Annotated in this window: 13 protein-coding genes; 12 read left to right on the top strand and 1 reads right to left on the bottom strand. The window is 63.0% G+C overall.

Annotated elements, in window-relative coordinates:
• Positions 1-302 precede the first annotated feature (302 nt).
• The 10 genes from urtA (at position 303) to CDO35_RS03230 (ending at position 12,222) form a co-directional block, all read left to right on the top strand.
• Positions 303-1,535: an urea ABC transporter substrate-binding protein gene (urtA, locus tag CDO35_RS03275; protein ID WP_099522550.1), complete on the top strand. Its 1,233-nt coding sequence runs from the start codon at positions 303-305 to the stop codon at positions 1,533-1,535.
• A 98-nt stretch (positions 1,536-1,633) separates the two neighbouring features.
• The gene (gene urtB / locus CDO35_RS03270; RefSeq protein WP_021488012.1) at positions 1,634-2,551 is read left to right on the top strand and encodes an urea ABC transporter permease subunit UrtB; all 918 of its coding nucleotides are present in this window, start codon (positions 1,634-1,636) and stop codon (positions 2,549-2,551) included.
• 95 nt (positions 2,552-2,646) lie between these two features.
• Positions 2,647-3,816 (top strand): urea ABC transporter permease subunit UrtC, encoded by a 1,170-nt coding sequence (gene urtC, locus CDO35_RS03265; RefSeq protein WP_099522549.1) that lies wholly within the window; start codon positions 2,647-2,649, stop codon positions 3,814-3,816.
• Positions 3,813-4,574, top strand: coding sequence for an urea ABC transporter ATP-binding protein UrtD (gene urtD / locus CDO35_RS03260; protein ID WP_064494018.1), 762 nt, complete (start codon positions 3,813-3,815; stop codon positions 4,572-4,574). The genes urtC and urtD overlap by 4 nt, the downstream gene beginning before the upstream one ends.
• A gap of 97 nt (positions 4,575-4,671) precedes the next feature.
• Positions 4,672-5,361, top strand: coding sequence for an urea ABC transporter ATP-binding subunit UrtE (urtE, locus tag CDO35_RS03255; protein ID WP_099522548.1), 690 nt, complete (start codon positions 4,672-4,674; stop codon positions 5,359-5,361).
• Between the two features lie 275 nt (positions 5,362-5,636).
• Complete coding sequence (fmdA, locus tag CDO35_RS03250) at positions 5,637-6,866, top strand: formamidase (protein WP_045734081.1); 1,230 nt, start codon at positions 5,637-5,639, stop codon at positions 6,864-6,866.
• A 65-nt stretch (positions 6,867-6,931) separates the two neighbouring features.
• Positions 6,932-7,279, top strand: coding sequence for an FmdB family zinc ribbon protein (locus CDO35_RS03245; protein ID WP_017678856.1), 348 nt, complete (start codon positions 6,932-6,934; stop codon positions 7,277-7,279).
• A gap of 205 nt (positions 7,280-7,484) precedes the next feature.
• The gene (locus CDO35_RS03240; protein WP_099522547.1) at positions 7,485-8,525 is read left to right on the top strand and encodes an aliphatic amidase; all 1,041 of its coding nucleotides are present in this window, start codon (positions 7,485-7,487) and stop codon (positions 8,523-8,525) included.
• A 94-nt stretch (positions 8,526-8,619) separates the two neighbouring features.
• Complete coding sequence (locus tag CDO35_RS03235) at positions 8,620-9,642, top strand: AAA family ATPase (RefSeq protein WP_099522546.1); 1,023 nt, start codon at positions 8,620-8,622, stop codon at positions 9,640-9,642.
• A gap of 162 nt (positions 9,643-9,804) precedes the next feature.
• Positions 9,805-12,222 (top strand): membrane-bound PQQ-dependent dehydrogenase, glucose/quinate/shikimate family, encoded by a 2,418-nt coding sequence (locus CDO35_RS03230; RefSeq protein WP_099522545.1) that lies wholly within the window; start codon positions 9,805-9,807, stop codon positions 12,220-12,222.
• A 38-nt stretch (positions 12,223-12,260) separates the two neighbouring features.
• Here the strand turns inward: CDO35_RS03230 and CDO35_RS03225 are convergent, their stop codons facing one another.
• On the bottom strand, positions 12,261-13,844 hold the full coding sequence (locus tag CDO35_RS03225) for a peptide chain release factor 3 (protein ID WP_099522544.1): 1,584 nt from the start codon (positions 13,842-13,844) through the stop codon (positions 12,261-12,263).
• Positions 13,845-14,081: 237 nt separating this feature from the next.
• Here CDO35_RS03225 and CDO35_RS03220 point away from each other — a divergent pair, with 237 nt between their 5' ends.
• Together CDO35_RS03220 and CDO35_RS03215 are read left to right on the top strand one after the other, a co-directional pair.
• Positions 14,082-16,610 carry a PepSY domain-containing protein gene (locus tag CDO35_RS03220; RefSeq protein WP_099522965.1) on the top strand — a complete coding sequence of 843 codons (2,529 nt, stop codon included), beginning with the start codon at positions 14,082-14,084 and terminating at the stop codon, positions 16,608-16,610.
• A 436-nt stretch (positions 16,611-17,046) separates the two neighbouring features.
• The gene (locus CDO35_RS03215) at positions 17,047-18,210 is read left to right on the top strand and encodes a type III PLP-dependent enzyme (RefSeq protein ID WP_017678861.1); all 1,164 of its coding nucleotides are present in this window, start codon (positions 17,047-17,049) and stop codon (positions 18,208-18,210) included.

Genomic DNA, 18,210 nt, shown 5'->3' with positions numbered 1-18,210 from the left:
GGAGCCGGCTTGCCGGCGATCAGCAGGGCTGAAAGGGGCGAATCGCCCGCAAGCGGGCTCCTACGGCACGTTGAAATAGCAACTTCCATGCCCCGGCCCAGCGAGGCCTCTGCCGCGCGCGCGGGCTTCTGTCTGCCTGGTTTTTCTGCGCCCAGCTTGCACCAGGCTGGAGCAGGGCGCTGTACGTCAGATGACGTATGCCCTTACGTCATGCTGCGTATACCCCGCTCGGTGGGGGCAAACGCATCCTAGCTGCGAAGCCGGCGTGGTTCGGCACGAATAACCAGCACAGGAGCACGACCATGGACTCTCAACCGATTCGACTTCTTCCCCGCCGGCTGGCGGTGGGGGCCGCAGCGCTCTCGCTGCTGGCCGGCAGTCTGTTCAGCCATGTGGCCAGCGCCGAGGTGAACACCACCGGCCTGGCGGTGACCGACAGCGAGGTCACGGTCGGCATTCTGCATTCGGCCACCGGCACCATGGCCATTTCCGAAACTGGTTCGATCCAGGCCGAACGCCTGGCCATCGAGCAGATCAACGCCAGTGGCGGTGTGCTCGGCCGGCAGATCAAGGTCATTCAGGAAGATGGGGCTTCCGACTGGCCGACCTTCGCCGAGAAGGCGCGCAAACTGCTGGTTGGTGACAAGGTCGCCACCGTGTTCGGCTGCTGGACCTCGGCTTCGCGCAAGGCGGTGCTGCCGGTGTTCGAGAAGGAAAACGGCCTGCTCTACTACCCGACCTTCTACGAAGGCCTGGAGCAGTCGAAGAACGTCATCTACACCGGCCAGGAAGCGACTCAGCAAATCCTCGCGGGCCTGGACTGGGTCGCCAAGGAGAAGGGCGCCAAGACCTTCTATCTGCTGGGCTCTGACTACATCTGGCCGCGCACCTCGATGAAGATCGCGCGCAAGCACATCGAGAACGTGCTCGGCGGCAAGGTGGTCGGTGAAGAGTACTACCCGCTGGGCAACACCCAGTTCGGCTCGCTGATCAACAAGATCAAGCTGCGCAAGCCTGATGTGGTCTTCGCTGCCGTGGTCGGGGGCTCCAACGTCGCCTTCTACAAGCAGATGAAGGCCGCTGGCGTCACCGCCGACAAGCAGACCCTGCTGACCCTGTCGGTCACCGAAGACGAGCTGCTGGGTATCGGCGGCGAGAACATGGCTGGCTTCTACGCCTCGATGAAGTACTTCCAAAGCCTGGACAACCCGAACAACGCCGCCTTCGTCGAAGCCTTCAAGGCCAAGTACGGCAAGGACGCGGTGATCGGTGACGTGACCCAGGCTGCCTACCTCGGCCCATGGCTGTGGAAAGCTGCGGTGGAGAAAGCCGGCAGCTTCGACATCGACAAGGTCGTCGCCGCTTCCCCGGGCATCGAGCTGGACACCGCGCCGGAAGGCTACGTCAAGGTGCACGACAACCATCACCTGTGGAGCAAGACCCGCATCGGTGAAGTGCAGAAAGACGGTCAGTTCAAGGTGGTATTCGAGTCCGACCTGATCGAGCCGAACCCCTTCCCGGAAGGCTACCAGTAAGCAACACCCTCTCGTAGGAGCCAGCTTTCTGGCGATCAATGAATCGCCGGCAAGCCGGCTCCTACCGGCTTTTCTCTTTTCTTCTGGAGACCATCGACATGGAATGGCTATCGGAATTCGGCGCCATCGCAGCCATGCAGGGGTTCAACGGCTTGTCCGTGTTCTGCGTGCTGCTGCTGATGGCTCTGGGGCTGGCGATCATCTTCGGCCAGATGGGCGTGATAAACATGGCCCATGGCGAGTTTCTCACCATCGGCGCCTACACCACCTTCGTGGTGTCTTCGCTGACGTCCAGCTACGCACCGGCCTTCGGGCCTTACTACTTCTTCCTCGCGATCATCCTCTCGTTCTTCATCGCCGGCGCCATTGGCTGGCTGGTTGAGTGGGCGATGATCAGCAAGCTCTACCAGCGTCCGCTGGACACTCTGTTGGCCACCTGGGGCCTGTCCCTGGTGATGCAGCAGGGCTTTCGTTCGATCTTCGGCGCGCGTGAAGTCAGCGCCACGCTGCCGGACTGGCTGATGGGTTCGTGGAACCCGACCGAGGCCATCGACATTCCGCGCAACGGCCTGTTCGTCATGGGCCTGACCCTGCTGCTCACCGCGCTGCTGTTTCTGATGATCTATCGCTCGCGCTGGGGGCTGCAGGTGCGCGCGACCATGCAGAACCGGGTGATGGCGCGCTCCGTGGGTATCAACACCAAGCGCGTCGACCGCATGACCTTCGCCCTCGGCTGCGGCGTCGCCGGCGTTGCGGGCGCGGCCTTCACCACCATCGGTTCGACCGGGCCGACAGCAGGTTCGCTGTACATCGTCGATACCTTCCTGGTGGTGGTGTTCGGCGGTGCGTCCAGCTTGCTCGGCACCATCGCCTCGGCCTTCAGCATCGCCCAGGCGCAATCGCTGCTTGAGTTCTTCACCAGCGGTTCGATGGCCAAGGTGTTCACCCTGTCCGCCGTGGTGCTGATTCTGATGCTGCGTCCGCAGGGGCTGTTCTCGGCCAAGGTGCGCAAATGAACGGTCACTTTCAACCTACTGTGCGCCCCATCTGCGGCGGCGCGCGGTGCTCGCTACGGTTCAACGCGACTTTTTGTATGCAGGGGGATTAACTGATGAAAAACGCATACGAAAGCCTACTCGGCGGCAAGCATGGCGCCATCGGCCTGGCGCTGCTCGCCGCGCTGATTCTGGTGGTGTTTCCGCTGGCGCTGGATGCCTTCCGCCTGAACATGGTGGGCAAGTACCTGACCTACGCCTTCGTCGCCGTTGGCCTGGTGCTGTGCTGGGGCTATGGCGGCATCCTGAGTCTGGGCCAGGGCATCTTCTTTGGCCTCGGCGGCTACTGCATGGCGATGTTCCTCAAGCTCGAGGCATCCGACCCGGAGAGCACCAAGATCCAGTCCACGCCGGGTATCCCGGATTTCATGGACTGGAACCAGATCACCGAACTGCCGTTGTTCTGGGAACCCTTCCACAGCCTGAGCTTCACCCTGATCGCGGTGGTGGCGGTGCCGGTGTTGCTGGCTTTGGTGATCGGTATCGCGATGTTCAAGCGCCGCGTCGGCGACGTGTATTTCTCCATCGTCACCCAGGCTATCGCGCTGATCCTCACCGTGCTGATCATCGGCCAGCAGGGCCTGACGGGTGGGGTCAACGGTATTACCGACCTGCGCACGCTCAAGGGCTGGGATATCCGCACGGACGAAGCCAAGCTGATCCTCTATTTCGTCAGTGCGGTGCTGCTGCTTGGCTGCATTCTGATCGCGCGTTTCATCGTCGCCTCCAAGCTTGGCCGGCTGCTGCTGGCGATGCGCGACAAGGAAGAGCGGGTGCGCTTCTCCGGCTACGACGTGGCCAGCTTCAAGATCTTCGTGTTCTGCGTCGGCGCAGCGTTCGCCGGTATCGGTGGGGCGATGTTCACCCTGCAGGTGGGCTTCATGTCGCCGAGCTTCGTCGGCATCGTACCGTCGATCGAAATGGTCATCTTCGCCGCGGTCGGCGGGCGCCTGTCGCTGCTCGGCGCGGTGTATGGCGCGCTGCTGGTCAACTTCGGCAAGACCTACTTCTCCGAAAGCTTCCCCGAGTTGTGGCTGTACCTGATGGGCGGCCTGTTCATCGTCGTGGTCATGTACTTCCCCAATGGCCTGGCGGGGCTGTGGGACAGCCACGGCAAGCGTTGGCTGGCCCGCTTGCAGCGCAAGCCACAGGTGGCCGCTGCGCCAAAGCCCGTTGCCGTTGCTCCCAGCAAGCGCCCAACCCCTGAACTGGAGACCACGCCATGAACAGCCCCGCAGGCTTCCAGGCCGCCAAGCCGGTACTGGCCATCGAGGGGCTGACCGTGTCCTTCGACGGCTTCAAGGCGGTCAACGACCTCAACCTCTACGTCGACCGCAACGAAGTGCATGTGGTGATCGGCCCCAACGGCGCCGGCAAGACCACGGTGCTCGACCTGATCTGCGGCAAGACCCGCGCCACCGCCGGCAGTATCGATTTCGATGGACGCGAGCTGACCAAGATGCGCGAGTTCGACATCGTGCGAGCAGGTGTCGGGCGCAAGTTTCAGAATCCGTCGATCTACGAAAATCTGACGGTGTTCGAGAACCTGGAGATGTCCTACCCGGCCGGGCGCAAGGTGTTCGGCGCGCTGTTCTTCAAGCGCACGCAAGAGGTGATCGAGCGGGTCGAACAGGTGGCGCAGGAAATCATGCTCGGCGATCACCTGCACCGTCAGGCCGACCTGCTCTCGCATGGGCAGAAGCAGTGGCTGGAGATCGGCATGCTGCTGATGCAGGACCCGCAGTTGCTGATGCTCGACGAGCCAGTGGCCGGCATGAGCGTCAGCGAGCGAGTGGCCACGGCCGATCTGCTCAACCGCATCAGCCAGGGCCGCTCGGTGCTGGTCATCGAGCACGACATGGAGTTCGTGAAAAGCATCGCCCACCGCGTCACCGTGCTGCACCAGGGCAAGGTGCTGGCCGAGGGCAGCATGGAGGCGGTGCAGAGCAACCCGAAGGTGATCGAGGTGTACCTGGGGCATTGATGGCCATGGCTACGAAACGGTGCGCGCGGCGCACCCTACACCCGGGTATCAGACCGTAGGGTGCGCCGTGCGCACCGTCTATGTTGGAGTGACAAGCATGTTCCAGATCAGCAACCTCGCTTCTGGCTACGGCCAGAGCCAGATCCTCCACGAGCTCAACCTCGACGTGGCGAAGAAAGAAATCGTCGCGGTGATGGGCCGCAACGGTATGGGCAAGACCACCTTGTTCAAGAGCCTGATGGGCATCCTGCCGCAGTGGGGCGGGCAGATTCGCGTGGACGGCAAGGACGTGTCGAAACTGGAAACCCATCAGCGGGTGGAAAGCGGCATCGCTTACGTGCCGCAGGGGCGGATGATTTTCTCGCACATGACCGTGCTGGAAAATATTCAGACCGGACTGCCGGCCTCCGCCGGGGGCAAGGTGCCGGACGACCTCTATGCGCTGTTCCCTGTGTTGCATGACATGCGCCACCGCAAGGGCGGCAACCTCTCCGGTGGTCAGCAGCAACAGCTGGCCATCGCCCGCGCGCTGGCCACCAACCCCAAGGTGCTGTTGCTCGATGAGCCGACCGAGGGCATCCAGCCGTCGATCATCAAGGACATCGCCCGCAGCCTGAAGGAGATTCGCAATATGCGCGACCTGACCATCGTGGTGTCCGAGCAGGTGCTGTCGTTCACCATGGAAATCGCCGACCGCTTCCTGGTCATCGAGAAGGGTAAGTTCGTCGTCGAGGAAACCCGCGACAAGGTCGATGAGGCTAGCATCAGCCGTTATTTGTCGGTGTGACGCAATCTGTAGGAGCCCGCTTGCGGGCGATGCTGTCGTTGGCAATCAATCGCCGGCAAGCCGGCTCCTACAGGTACAGATTCCCGTTTTACGGCCGCTGTGTTCTCCATGCATCGGCCGCTTTTTCGCGCATGCGAAAAATGCCTGCAGGCCCATGAATCCTGCAACGCAGGCATACGTCATCCAACGTATTTGCCGATTTCACCACGCGCCCGAGACTGACTCCGTACCCCGGCACAGGCCGGCATTCCTAACAGGTCTTATGGAGCTCAGTCATGACCGATACCCTGATCAAGGTCGACCTCAACCAGGCTGCTACCGATAACGAACAGGTACACAACCGCTGGCACCCGGACATTCCCATGGCCTGCTGGGTCAACCCGGGCGATGACTTCATCCTCGAGACCTACGACTGGACCGGCGGTGCAATCAAGAACAACGACGACGCCAGCGACGTGCGTGACGTCGACCTGTCCACCGTGCATTACCTGTCCGGCCCGGTAGGCGTGAAAGGCGCTCAGCCGGGCGACCTGCTGATCGTCGAACTGCTCGATATCGGCGCCAAGCAGGACATGCTCTGGGGCTTCAACGGCTTCTTCTCGAAGAACAACGGTGGTGGTTTTCTCACCGACCATTTCCCCTCGGCGCAGAAGTCGATCTGGGACTTCGAGGGCATGTTCACCAAGAGCCGGCACATTCCCGGCGTGCGTTTCGCCGGCCTGATCCACCCGGGGCTGATCGGCTGCCTGCCGGATCACAAGATGCTCGCCGACTGGAACAAGCGCGAGCAGGCACTGATCGACACCAACCCGACCCGCGTGCCGCCGCTGGCCAACCCGCCGTTCGCCAGCACCGCACACATGGGCAAGATGAAGGGCGAGGCCCGTGACCTGGCGGCCGCTACCGGCGCGCGCACCGTGCCGCCGCGTGAGCATGGCGGCAACTGCGACATCAAGGATCTGTCGCGCGGTTCGAAGATCTTCTTCCCGGTCTACGTCGACGGCGCCGGCCTGTCGGTGGGCGACCTGCACTTCAGTCAGGGCGACGGCGAGATCACCTTCTGTGGCGCCATCGAGATGGCCGGCTGGGTGCACATGAAGGTCGAGCTGATCAAGGGTGGCATGGCCAAGTACGGCATCAAGAACCCGATCTTCAAGCCCAGCCCGATCGTACCGACCTACAACAACTACCTGATCTTCGAAGGCATCTCGGTCGACGACGATGGCAAACAGCACTACCTGGACGTCAACCTGGCCTACAAGCAGGCCTGCCTCAACGCCATCAACTACCTGACCAAGTTCGGCTACTCGCCTGCCCAGGGCTACTCGCTGCTCGGCTCGGCGCCGGTGCAGGGGCATATCAGCGGCGTGGTCGACATCCCCAACGCCTGCGCCACGCTGTGGCTGCCGACCGATATCTTCGAGTTCGACATCAACCCCAGCGCCAGCGGCCCGAGCAAGTTCCTCGACGGCAGCATCGACCTGCCCATCGCCTACGACAAGTGATGCTCGCGCGCACGGCCACCGTAGGGTGCGCCGTGCGCACCGTCTTCCCCCCGAGGAGCGCTCCGATGCCCATCTACGAATACGACTGCCCGAGCTGTGGCGATTTCACCGTACTGCGGCCGATGGCCGAGCGTGACGCCGCCTGCGCTTGTCCCTACTGCGACACACCGAGCGAGCGGGTGATCCTCAGTGCGCCGGGCCTGACCAGCATGGCCGGCAGCCAGCGCCGCGCCCATGAAACCAACGAGCGCAGTGCCCACGCGCCGCAAAGCCTCGAAGAGTACAAGGCCAACCGCAAGCACCCGGCCGGCTGCAGTTGCTGCGGCCCGAGCAAACCGGTCGAACGCACCAAGGCCAACCCCCACGGCCTCAAGGCCAGCCCATCGGCACGACCGTGGATGATCAGCCACTGAGGCTGTTTATTGGCTCCCCGCCTGCGCGGGGATGACGTGGTTTTTCACCGTCATTCCCGCGAAGGCGGGAATCCAGTTTGCAGAACGTTCCTGTAGGAGCGGCTGGGCGGCATTGCGCTTCAGCCGCGATAACCAGCGACACATAGAGCATTTCGCGGCTGAAGCCGCTCCCACAAACAAGCAGTCAACCGGAGGACATACAGCCATGCGCCACGGCGATATTTCCAGCAGCCCTGACACCGTCGGCGTCGCCGTCGTCAATTACAAGATGCCGCGCCTGCACACCAAGGCCGAAGTGCTCGATAACGCGCGCAAGATCGCCGAGATGATCAAGGGCATGAAGCTCGGCCTGCCCGGCATGGACCTGGTGGTGTTCCCCGAGTACAGCACCATGGGCATCATGTACGACAAGGACGAGATGATGGCCACTGCCGCGACCATCCCCGGCGAGGAAACGGCGATCTTCTCCGCCGCCTGCCGCGAGGCCAAGACCTGGGGCATCTTCTCGCTCACCGGCGAACGCCATGAAGAGCACCCGCACAAGGCGCCGTACAACACGCTCATCCTGATCAACGACCAGGGCGAGATCGTTCAGCGCTACCGCAAGTGCATTCCCTGGTGTCCCATCGAGGGCTGGTATCCGGGCGACCGCACCTATGTGTCCGAAGGCCCCAAGGGCATGAAGATCAGCCTGATCATCTGCGACGACGGCAACTACCCGGAAATCTGGCGTGACTGCGCGATGAAGGGCGCCGAGCTGATCGTGCGCTGCCAGGGCTACATGTACCCGGCCAAGGATCAGCAGGTGCTGATGGCCAAGACCATGGCCTGGGCCAACAATTGCTACGTGGCGGTGGCCAACGCCACCGGCTTCGACGGCGTGTACAGCTACTTCGGCCACTCGGCTGTGATCGGCTTCGACGGCCGCACACTGGGCGAGTGTGGCGAGGAGGAAATGGGCATCCAGTACGCCCAGCTGTCGGTGTCGCAGATCCGCGATGCGCGCGCCAACGACCAATCGCAGAACCACCTGTTCAAGCTGCTCCATCGCGGCTACACCGGCGTCTACAACTCCGGTGATGGCGACAAGGGCGTGGCCGATTGCCCGTTCGAGTTCTACCGCACCTGGGTGCTGGATGCGCAGAAGGCCCAGGAGGACGTGGAGAAACTCACCCGCTCGACCATCGGTGTGGCTGACTGCCCGGTGGGTGAATTGCCGCATCCGGGCAAGGAACGCACGGCCTGAACCTTCGTATGTCGCGGCTAAAGCCCCTCCCACGGGATACCACTGTAGTAGGAGGGGCTTTAGCCGCGAGCTTTTCAAGCACCTGAGGCGGTCTATGCCCTTCGCCAACGACCTGATCGACAGCAACCGCGAGCGCCTGGAGCAGCAGGGCGTTACCCGGCTGCAATCACGCTTCCTCTTCGAGCCCGTTACCGTGATGGCCTTGCTGCGTTCGCGCATCGTCGGCCAGGACGTGGTGCTGGCGCAGGTCGAGGCCATGCTCAAGGTGGTCAAGGCCGATATCGGCGAGCGCGAGCGGCCACTGGCGGTCAACCTGTTCATGGGCCCGACCGGCGTTGGCAAGACCGAGATCGTGCGCCTGTTGGCGCAGGCCATCCATGGTCGCGCCGATGCCCTGTGCCGCATCGATATGCACACCCTGGCCCAGGAGCACTACGCCGCAGCTTTGACCGGTGCGCCGCCCGGTTACGTTGGTAGCAAGGAAGGCACCACGCTGTTCGATGCCGAAGCCATCGCAGGCAGTTTCGGCCGGCCCGGCATCGTGTTGTTCGACGAACTGGAGAAGGCCAGCCCCGAAGTGCTGCGCAGCCTGCTCGGCATTCTCGAACATGGCCGCCTGACCCTGACCGCCGGTAGCCGCACCCTAGACTTCCGCAACAGCCTGATCTTCATGACCAGCAACGTCGGTGCGCAGCAGGCGCAGCGCTACCGCGAGCGCTTCGCTCGTGGTTGGCGACGCTGGCTGGGGCTTGCGCCCAAGGGCGAGGGTGCATTGCTGGAGCAGGTGCTGCACGAGCGTTTCGAGCCGGAATGGCTCAATCGCCTCGACCGCATTCTGGTGTTCGAGCGTGTCGACGAGCAGTGGCTCGATGCCTTGCTGAGCATCGAACTGGACAAGCTCAATCAGCGCCTGGGCCGTCAGGGCCGCTCATTACAGGTGGAGCAGAGTGCTCGCGCCAGGCTGTGTCGCGAACATGACGTGCGTTTCGGCGCTCGCGCGCTGGCGCGTCGTATCCGCACCGAGCTGGAGCCGGCAATTGCTGAACGGCTATTGGCGCAACCGGATCTGCTCCGCTTGTCCTGCACAGCTAAAGATGGCCACCTGTTGATCAATTAGCAGCCGGTTTTTTTACACTCAGTAGAGCGTTGGGTGGCGACATGTCCAGCATACGGCTTTGCAAGTGCAGCCTTACTCGCAGAATCGCTGAACTCTCTCCCTCACTTCGCATCCACAGATCACGGCCCCGATCTCCGGGGGCAGCGTTTCGGGGAGCGAGCAATGACAGACAACAACAAGGCGCAGCTCCTGCGCATCACGCTTACGGTTTGGGCGACAGTCGTTCTGGGCGCGCTGCTGGCGCTCGGTGGCGCTTATCTGCTTTGGCTGGGCGGTTCCTGGTACTACCTGCTGGCTGGCCTCGGCCTGCTGTTGGTGGGCATGCTGATTCATCGCCGTCAGCGCGCGGCGCTATGGCTGTATGCCCTGGTGTTGCTGGCGAGCCTGGCCTGGACAATCTACGAGGTGGGTTTCGACTGGTGGCAGATGGCGCCGCGCATCGACCTGTGGTGCGTGCTCGGCCTGTGGCTACTGCTGCCCTGGATCAACCGGCATATCGCGCCTGGGCAACCCTGGCGTGACGGTGCCAGCGTGATGCTGGGTATCGGCCTGCTGCTGGGAGCGGGCATGGCTGGTTATTCGTTGACGCAGGACTATCATCGCTTGCCCGGCCGCTTCGACGAGCCGCGTATGGCCGCTGCCGGTGTGGCGACAGCCAGTCGTTCGGCCAGCGAATGGACTGCCTACGGCGGCTCGTCGCGTGGCGAACGCTATGCCAGTGCCGAGCAGATCACCACGGCCAACGTCGGGCGGCTGAAGAAAGCCTGGGAATTCCACACGAGGGATCTGCCCGGTGAGGGCGACCCCGGCGAGATTACCAATCAGGTGACGCCGCTCAAGGTCGGTGACAACCTGTTCATCTGCACGCCGCACAGCATCGCCATCGCAGTGGATGCCGACACCGGCGAGGAGCGCTGGCGCTTCGACCCAGCGATCAACCGCCAGGCCGAGTATTACCAGCACATGACCTGCCGTGGTCTGGCTTACCACGATGCGACAGCCTATCGCGGCCCACTGATTGCCGCCCGAGATGGCGCGGCGCCGGAGCCTTCACCAGCGGCAACGGCGCGCTGCACCCAGCGACTGTTCCTGCCGACCAACGATGCCACGCTGTACGCGCTCGATGTGCATGACGGCAAGCCGTGCGAGGACTTTGGCGAGGCCGGCATGGTCGACCTCAAGGTTGGCCTGGGCGACGATGCGTTGGGCATCTACCTGCCTACCTCGCCGCCGGTGGTCACCGAGAAACTGGTCATCGTCGGTGGTTCGGTGACCGACAACGGCTCGGTGGATTCGCCGGGTGGGGTGATCCGTGCCTACGACGTACGCACCGGCGCGCTGGTGTGGAACTTCGACCCCGGGCGCCCCGATGCCACCGAGCCGCTGCCGGCCGGTGAGACCTACGTGCGCAGCACGCCAAATTCCTGGACCATCGCCGCGGCGGACGAGGCACTGGGCCTGGTGTACATCCCCATGGGCAACCAGACGCCAGATCAGTGGGGTGTGCAACGCAGCGCCGAGGCCGAACGTTTCACTGCGGCGCTGGTGGCGCTGGACGTGGAAACCGGCAAGGTGCGTTGGGAATTCCGCACCGTGCATCATGACCTCTGGGACCGCGACCTGCCGTCTCAGCCCACGCTGATAGATATCGACGGCGCTGATGGGCCGGTGCCGGCGATCATCCAGCCGACCAAGCGCGGCGACCTCTATGTGCTTGACCGGCGCAACGGTGAGCCCATCGTGCCGGTCAGCGAGCATCCAGTGCCGCAGGGTACGGTGGAGGGCGACTTCACCGCGCCGACCCAGCCGGCATCAAAACTCAGCTATGCCCCTGACGAGCCGCTGCGCGAACGCGACATGTGGGGCGGTACGCCCTTCGATCAGTTGATGTGCCGCATCCAGTTCCACCGTCTGCGTTACGAGGGCGACTTCACTCCGCCATCGGAGCAGGGATCGTTGATCTACCCGGGCAACGTCGGCGTATTCAACTGGCCATCGGTGGCGGTCGACCCGCAGCGGCAGATTCTGTTTGGCGCGCCCAACTATCTGGCGTTCGTGTCGCGTCTGGTCAAACGCGAGAAGGCGCAGGATGTTCGTTATGGCAGTGGCGAAACCGGTCTGCAACCCAATCGTGGCGCGCCTTACATGGTTAGCCTGAAGCCGTTTCTTTCGGTCCTCGGTCTGCCTTGCCAGGCGCCGCCATGGGGCACTGTCACGGCGGTGGACCTGCGAAGCATGGACAAGGTCTGGCAGCGCAAGAATGGCACCAGCCGCGACAGTGCCCCGCTGGGCATTCCCCTGACCGTCGGCGTGCCGAACCTCGGCGGCCCGTTGGTCACTGCTGGTGGTCTGGGCTTTCTCAGCGGCACGCTGGACTACTACCTGCGCGCCTACGACATGCGCACCGGCGAGGAGTTGTGGAAGGACAGGCTGCCGGCCGGCGGCCAGGCCACGCCTATCAGCTACGTGTCGGAGAAGACCGGCAAGCAATATGTGGTGGTAATGGCCGGCGGGCACGGCTCGTTCGGTACGCGCCTGGGTGATTCTCTGGTGGCCTGGACGCTGGATGAGAATGAGTAGACAGCACAAGGCCCGCAGAGCGGGCCTTGTTCGATGGATCAGTGATGCTCGCGCGTCGCGCGGAATTTCACCTCCGGCCAACGCTCTTCCATCAGGCTGAGGTTGACGCGAGTCGGGGCCAGGTAGGTGAGGTGGCCACCGCCGTCGACGGCGAGGTTCTCATAGGCCTTGTCCTTGAACTCCTTGAGCTTCTTCTCGTCGCTGCATTCGATCCAGCGCGCCGACCAGACGTTGATCGCCTCGTAGGCGCACTCCACCTTGTATTCCTCCTTCAGGCGGCTGGCGACCACGTCGAACTGCAGCACACCGACCGCGCCGAGCACGATGTCGTTGTTGCGCTCGGGGAAGAACACCTGGGTGGCGCCTTCCTCGGCCAGTTCCTGCAGGCCCTGGCGCAGCTGCTTGGATTTCAGCGGATCTTTCAGGCGCACGCGGCGGAACAGTTCCGGGGCGAAGTGCGGGATGCCGGTGAAACCCAGGTTCTCGCCCTCGGTGAAGGTGTCGCCGATCTGGATGGTGCCGTGGTTGTGCAGGCCGATGATGTCGCCGGCGTAGGCTTCTTCCAGGTGCTCACGCTCGCTGGAGAAGAAGGTCAGCGCGTCGCCGACGCGCACATCCTTGCCCAGGCGCGCGTGGCGCATCTTCATGCCCTGGGTGTACTTGCCCGAGCAGATGCGCATGAAGGCGATGCGGTCCCTATGCTTCGGGTCCATGTTCGCCTGGATCTTGAACACGAAGCCGGAGAACTTCTCCTCGGTCGGCTCCACGTTGCGCTCGTTGGCGGCGCGCGGCAGCGGGCGCGGCGCCCAGTCGACCACGGCGTCGAGCACATGATCGACGCCGAAGTTGCCCAGTGCGGTGCCGAAGAATACCGGGGTCATCGCGCCCTTGAGGAAGGCGTCGGGTTCGAACGCGTGGCAGGCACCCTGTACCAGTTCCAGCTCTTCGACGAAACGCTCGTACATGTCGCCGAGGTGGTTGCGGGCTTCGTCGGAATCCAGCTTCTGGATGATCTTGGCTTCGGTGCGCTCGTGGCCGTGACCGGGGGTGTAGACGATGATGTAGTCGCCGGTCAGGTGGTAGACGCCCTTGAAGTCCTTGTAGCAGCCGATCGGCCAGGTGATCGGCGCGGCCTTGATGTTGAGCACCGCCTCGATTTCGTCGAGCAGCTCGATTGGGTCGCGGATGTCGCGGTCGAGCTTGTTGATGAAGCTGACGATGGGGGTGTCGCGCAGGCGGCAGACGTCCATCAGGGCGATGGTACGTGGCTCGACGCCCTTACCGCCGTCAAGCACCATCAGCGCGCTGTCCACCGCGGTCAGGGTGCGGTAGGTGTCTTCCGAGAAGTCTTCGTGGCCGGGGGTGTCGAGCAGGTTGATCATGTGCTCACGGTAGGGGAACTGCATCACCGAGGTGGTGATGGAGATGCCGCGCTGCTTCTCCATCTCCATCCAGTCGGAGGTGGCGTGGCGATCGGATTTACGCGACTTCACGGTGCCGGCCACTTCGATGGCCTTGCCCATCAGCAGCAGCTTTTCGGTGATGGTGGTCTTACCGGCGTCCGGGTGGGAAATGATGGCGAAAGTACGGCGCTTGGCGACTTCGGCGGCCTGGGTGGTCATGGATGCGTGCCTGGCTGGAATCGATTGAGGGGGCGGCGGCGCCCGGAAAACTGCCGATTATACCGATAACTGCGGGTGCTGGCCGAGGTACGGCCATCGGCTTTCAGGTTAGCGCTGGGATAGGCGCTTCGAGCCTTGGGCAAATGCGTAAAAATCGCGTAAATGAATGGTTATGAAAATTATTACCATATAGAGTAGCCGCCCGTCGCAGTGGGTCAGGGTAAGGGTGGCTCCGTCGTGTTCAAGAAAATCATCTTCCAGCTGCACTGGTTCTTCGGCATCAGCGCCGGCCTGGTGTTGGCGATCATGGGTATCACCGGCGCCCTTTATAGCTTTGAAGGCGAGATAACCCGGGCGCTGAATGCCGAGCGCTGGCAGATCCAGCCCAGCGCACAGGGGCATCTCACGCCAGGCGAGCTGGCTGCGAAGATCGAGGCCGCTACCGCTGATCGTGTTACTGCGTTGTGGGTTGACGGTCGCCATGACGGGCCTGGCACTGCTTTTCTTTTGCCACCGCCGGGCGAGCGCCGCGGGCCGCGCATCCCTTTCGACCCCTACACCGGGGAGGTGCTGGCCGAGCCCATTGGGCAGGATTTCTTCCACCTGATGCTGATGCTGCATCGCTTTCTATCAATGGGCGAAGTAGGCAAGCAGATCACGGCTGCCAGTACCGTGGCGCTACTGTTCTTCTGCTTCTCCGGCCTGTATCTACGGTGGCCGCGCAAGGCCCTGAACTGGCGCACCTGGCTGACCCTGGACTGGAAGAAGAAAGGCCGCAGCTTCAATTGGGACTTGCACGCTGTCGCCGGCACCTGGGCGCTGTTGTTCTACCTCTGCGCCGGGTTGACGGGGCTGTATTGGTCTTATGACTGGTACCGCGAGGGGCTGACACGCATGCTCTCCGATACTCCGCCCGAGCAGCGTGGTGAGCGTGGCCGGGGCGGACGTCAGGTGCCCAGCGGTCCCGCGCCGGAAGTTGACTACGACGCTGTATGGCAGAGCATCCAACAGACTGCCGGCTCCGGGCTGGTTGCCTGGAACCTGCGCTTGCCGCCGGTGGCCGGGCAGCCGGCGACGGTCTTCTATGTGCTCGATGGCGCCGAGCATGTGCGCGCCTTGAACCAGTTCCAGATCGATCCGAAAAGTGGCGAAGTCAGCCGCCATGAACGCTACGCCGACAAGAGCTTCAAGGCGCAGCTGCTGGCGAGCATTTATGCGCTGCACGTCGGCGAGTACTTCGGCATGCCAGGGCGCATCCTGATGATGCTGGCCACCGGGGCCATGCCGCTGTTTTTCGTTACCGGCTGGCTGCTGTATCTGGACCGTCGGCGCAAGAAGCGCGCGGCGCTGGCTGCGCGTGTTGCCTTGAAAGGTGGCGATTCAGGCGAGGGTTGGCTGGTCGGTTTCGCCAGCCAGAGTGGCTTCGCCGAGCAACTGGCCTGGCAGAGCGCAGGGCAGTTGCAGGCTGCGGGTATCCCGGTGCGGGTCGAGCCGCTCTCGCGCCTCGACGCTGACAGCCTGAGCCGCACGCAGAAGGCGCTGTTCGTGGTCAGCACCTTTGGTGATGGCGAGGCGCCGGATGCCGCGCAGGGCTTCGAGCGCAAGGTACTGGGTGGTTCGCTGCCGCTGGGGCAGTTGAGCTATGCGGTGCTGGCGCTGGGGGATCGGCAGTACGAGCATTTCTGCGGTTTCGCCCGCCGCATCAACGACTGGCTGGGGTTGCAGGGTGCGCATCGCCTGTTCGATAGCGTCGAGGTCGACGGCGACGACCAGGCAGCCCTGCAGCACTGGCAGCAGCAACTGAGCGAGCTGACCGGCGCCGCGCCGATTCGCTTCGAGGAGATGCCGTGGCAGAACTGGCCGTTGGTCGAGCGACGTCTGCTCAATCCAGGCAGTCAGGGTGCTGCGGTGTTCTTCATCAGCCTCACACCGCCTGCTCAGAGCACTTGGCAAGCCGGCGATATCCTGGAGATTCGCCCTCGTCATGCGCATGAGCGGGTGCAAACCTGGTTGCAGCACTCCGGTTTCGACGGTTTTGAGCCGGTAGCGCTTGATGGCCAGACGATGAGCCTGAGCGAAGCCTTGGCCGAACGACAATTGCCGGATAGCTTCGCTCACCTGGTTGGCTTGCATGCTCAGGCGTTGATAGATGCGCTGGTACCGCTGGGCACGCGGGAATATTCCATCGCCTCGGTCGCCGCCGATGGCGTGCTGCAACTGATCGTGCGTCAGGCCGTGCAGGCCGACGGCAGTCTGGGCCTTGGCTCCGGCTGGCTGACCGAGTACCTGTCCGAGGGCGGTCAGGTACTGGCGCGGGTACGACGCAATAGCGGCTTCCACCTGCCTGAGGATGACCGCCCGTTGATCCTGATCGGCAACGGCACCGGTCTGGCCGGCCTGCGCTCGCTGCTACGGGCGCGCACCTTGGCAGGGCAGGCACGCAACTGGCTGCTGTTCGGCGAGCGTAACCGCGCCCAGGATTTCTTCTGTGGCGAGGAGATGGAAGCTGCACTGAGCAGGGGCGAGCTGCAGCACCTGGATCTGGCGTTCTCCCGCGACCAGGCCGAGAAACGCTATGTGCAGGACCTGCTGCGCGAGCAGCACGAGCGTCTGCAAGCCTGGCTGGCCGAAGGGGCGACGATTTACGTCTGCGGCAGCCTGCAAGGTATGGCCGGCGGTGTCGATGCGGTGCTACGTGAGCTGCTTGGCGATGAGACAGTGGACGATCTGGTCGAGGAAGGGCGCTATCGGCGCGACGTGTATTGAGCCGGTGGGCGAGCGGTGCAAGCCGCTCGCCGTGAGGTGCTGCAATGGCACTGAAACACGGCTGCGCCAAACTGGCTGAAAGCCCCGCCTGTTCAGCATTTCAGAACGTTTTGTGTGATATCTGGAACGAGATGAAATTAGCAGGAATTTCCGGTTGATCTGAGGGGCGCATGGTCTTAAAGTCCGCGCCCGAACGTCCATGCTGGAAACGATCCATCCGGCTCAAGTACTGACGACGAGAGGTTGCCGGCCGGCTTATGGTCGGTACCGGTGATGCTCGGCGACATGCCTTGGGAAGTAGGCGAACCAAAGTGGGGAAACTGTCAGACGTTCAGGCCAGCGTTTAGCGCGGCCAGCCCCGACACGTAGCGGAACCTGTAAGCGGTTCTGCTGCCCGAATCAATGTGTTCCCGGTTTTGCCATTGGAGTCCCCAGCATGTCGATCAAGGTCGAAGACTATTACGCACCCGCCACTTTCCAGCGCATGAAGGCGTTCGCCGATCAGCACGAAACTCCGTTCGTGGTGATCGACCGTCAGATCATCGCCGATGCCTACGATCAGCTGGGCAACTGCTTCCCGTTCGCCAAGATCTACTACGCGGTCAAAGCCAACCCGGCCACCGAGATCATCGAGTTGCTGCGCGACAAGGGTTCGAGCTTCGACATCGCCTCGATTTACGAACTGGACAAGGTCATGGCCACCGGTGTCGGCCCGGAGCGCATCAGCTACGGCAACACCATCAAGAAATCCCGCGATATTCGTTACTTCTTCGACAAGGGCGTGCGCCTGTTCGCCACCGACTCCGAAGCCGACCTGCGCAACATCGCCAAGGCCGCGCCGGGTTCGAAGATCTATGTGCGCATTCTCACTGAAGGCTCGACCAGCGCCGACTGGCCGCTGAGCCGCAAGTTCGGCTGCCAGCCGGACATGGCCCTGGACCTGCTGATCCTGGCCAAGCAACTGGGCCTGGTGCCCTACGGCATCTCCTTCCACGTCGGTTCGCAGCAGCGCGACATCGATGTCTGGGACGCCGCCATCGCCAAGGTCAAGGTGATCTTCGAGCGCCTCAAGGAAGAAGACGGCATTACCCTGCAGATGATCAACATGGGCGGCGGCTTCCCGGCCAACTACATCCAGCGCACCAATGACCTGGAAACCTACGCCGAGGAAATCACCCGCTTCCTCAAGGAAGACTTCGGTGATGAGCTGCCGGAGATCATCCTCGAGCCGGGCCGCTCGCTGATCGCCAACGCAGGTGTGCTGGTATCGGAAGTGGTGCTGGTGGCGCGCAAGTCGCGCACCGCCGTCGAGCGCTGGGTGTATGCCGACGTGGGCAAGTTCAGCGGTCTGATCGAAACCATGGACGAAGCCATCAAGTTTCCCATCTGGACCGAGAAGAAGGGCGAGATGGAAGAGGTGGTGATCGCCGGGCCGACCTGCGACAGCGCCGACATCATGTACGAGAACTACAAGTATGGCCTGCCGCTGAACCTGGCCAGTGGCGACCGCCTGTACTGGCTGTCCACCGGTGCCTACACCACCAGCTACAGCGCGGTGGAATTCAATGGCTTCCCGCCGTTGAAGTCTTACTACCTGTAA

The sequence above is a fragment of the Pseudomonas sediminis genome (assembly GCF_002741105.1).
Taxonomy (GTDB): Bacteria; Pseudomonadota; Gammaproteobacteria; order Pseudomonadales; family Pseudomonadaceae; genus Aquipseudomonas; species Aquipseudomonas sediminis.
The sequence above is the reverse complement of the archived record's forward strand: the minus strand, read 5'-3'. Positions and strand labels throughout refer to the sequence as shown.

Bases quoted from the DNA above. Each gene is read 5' to 3' on its own strand.
- urtA (WP_099522550.1), top strand. From the start codon at position 303: ATGGACTCTCAACCGATTCGACTTCTTCCCCGCCGGCTGGCGGTGGGG.
- urtB (WP_021488012.1), top strand. From the start codon at position 1,634: ATGGAATGGCTATCGGAATTCGGCGCCATCGCAGCCATGCAGGGGTTC.
- urtC (WP_099522549.1), top strand. From the start codon at position 2,647: ATGAAAAACGCATACGAAAGCCTACTCGGCGGCAAGCATGGCGCCATC.
- urtD (WP_064494018.1), top strand. From the start codon at position 3,813: ATGAACAGCCCCGCAGGCTTCCAGGCCGCCAAGCCGGTACTGGCCATC.
- urtE (WP_099522548.1), top strand. From the start codon at position 4,672: ATGTTCCAGATCAGCAACCTCGCTTCTGGCTACGGCCAGAGCCAGATC.
- fmdA (WP_045734081.1), top strand. From the start codon at position 5,637: ATGACCGATACCCTGATCAAGGTCGACCTCAACCAGGCTGCTACCGAT.
- CDO35_RS03245 (WP_017678856.1), top strand. From the start codon at position 6,932: ATGCCCATCTACGAATACGACTGCCCGAGCTGTGGCGATTTCACCGTA.
- CDO35_RS03240 (WP_099522547.1), top strand. From the start codon at position 7,485: ATGCGCCACGGCGATATTTCCAGCAGCCCTGACACCGTCGGCGTCGCC.
- CDO35_RS03235 (WP_099522546.1), top strand. From the start codon at position 8,620: ATGCCCTTCGCCAACGACCTGATCGACAGCAACCGCGAGCGCCTGGAG.
- CDO35_RS03230 (WP_099522545.1), top strand. From the start codon at position 9,805: ATGACAGACAACAACAAGGCGCAGCTCCTGCGCATCACGCTTACGGTT.
- CDO35_RS03225 (WP_099522544.1), bottom strand. From the start codon at position 13,844: ATGACCACCCAGGCCGCCGAAGTCGCCAAGCGCCGTACTTTCGCCATC.
- CDO35_RS03215 (WP_017678861.1), top strand. From the start codon at position 17,047: ATGTCGATCAAGGTCGAAGACTATTACGCACCCGCCACTTTCCAGCGC.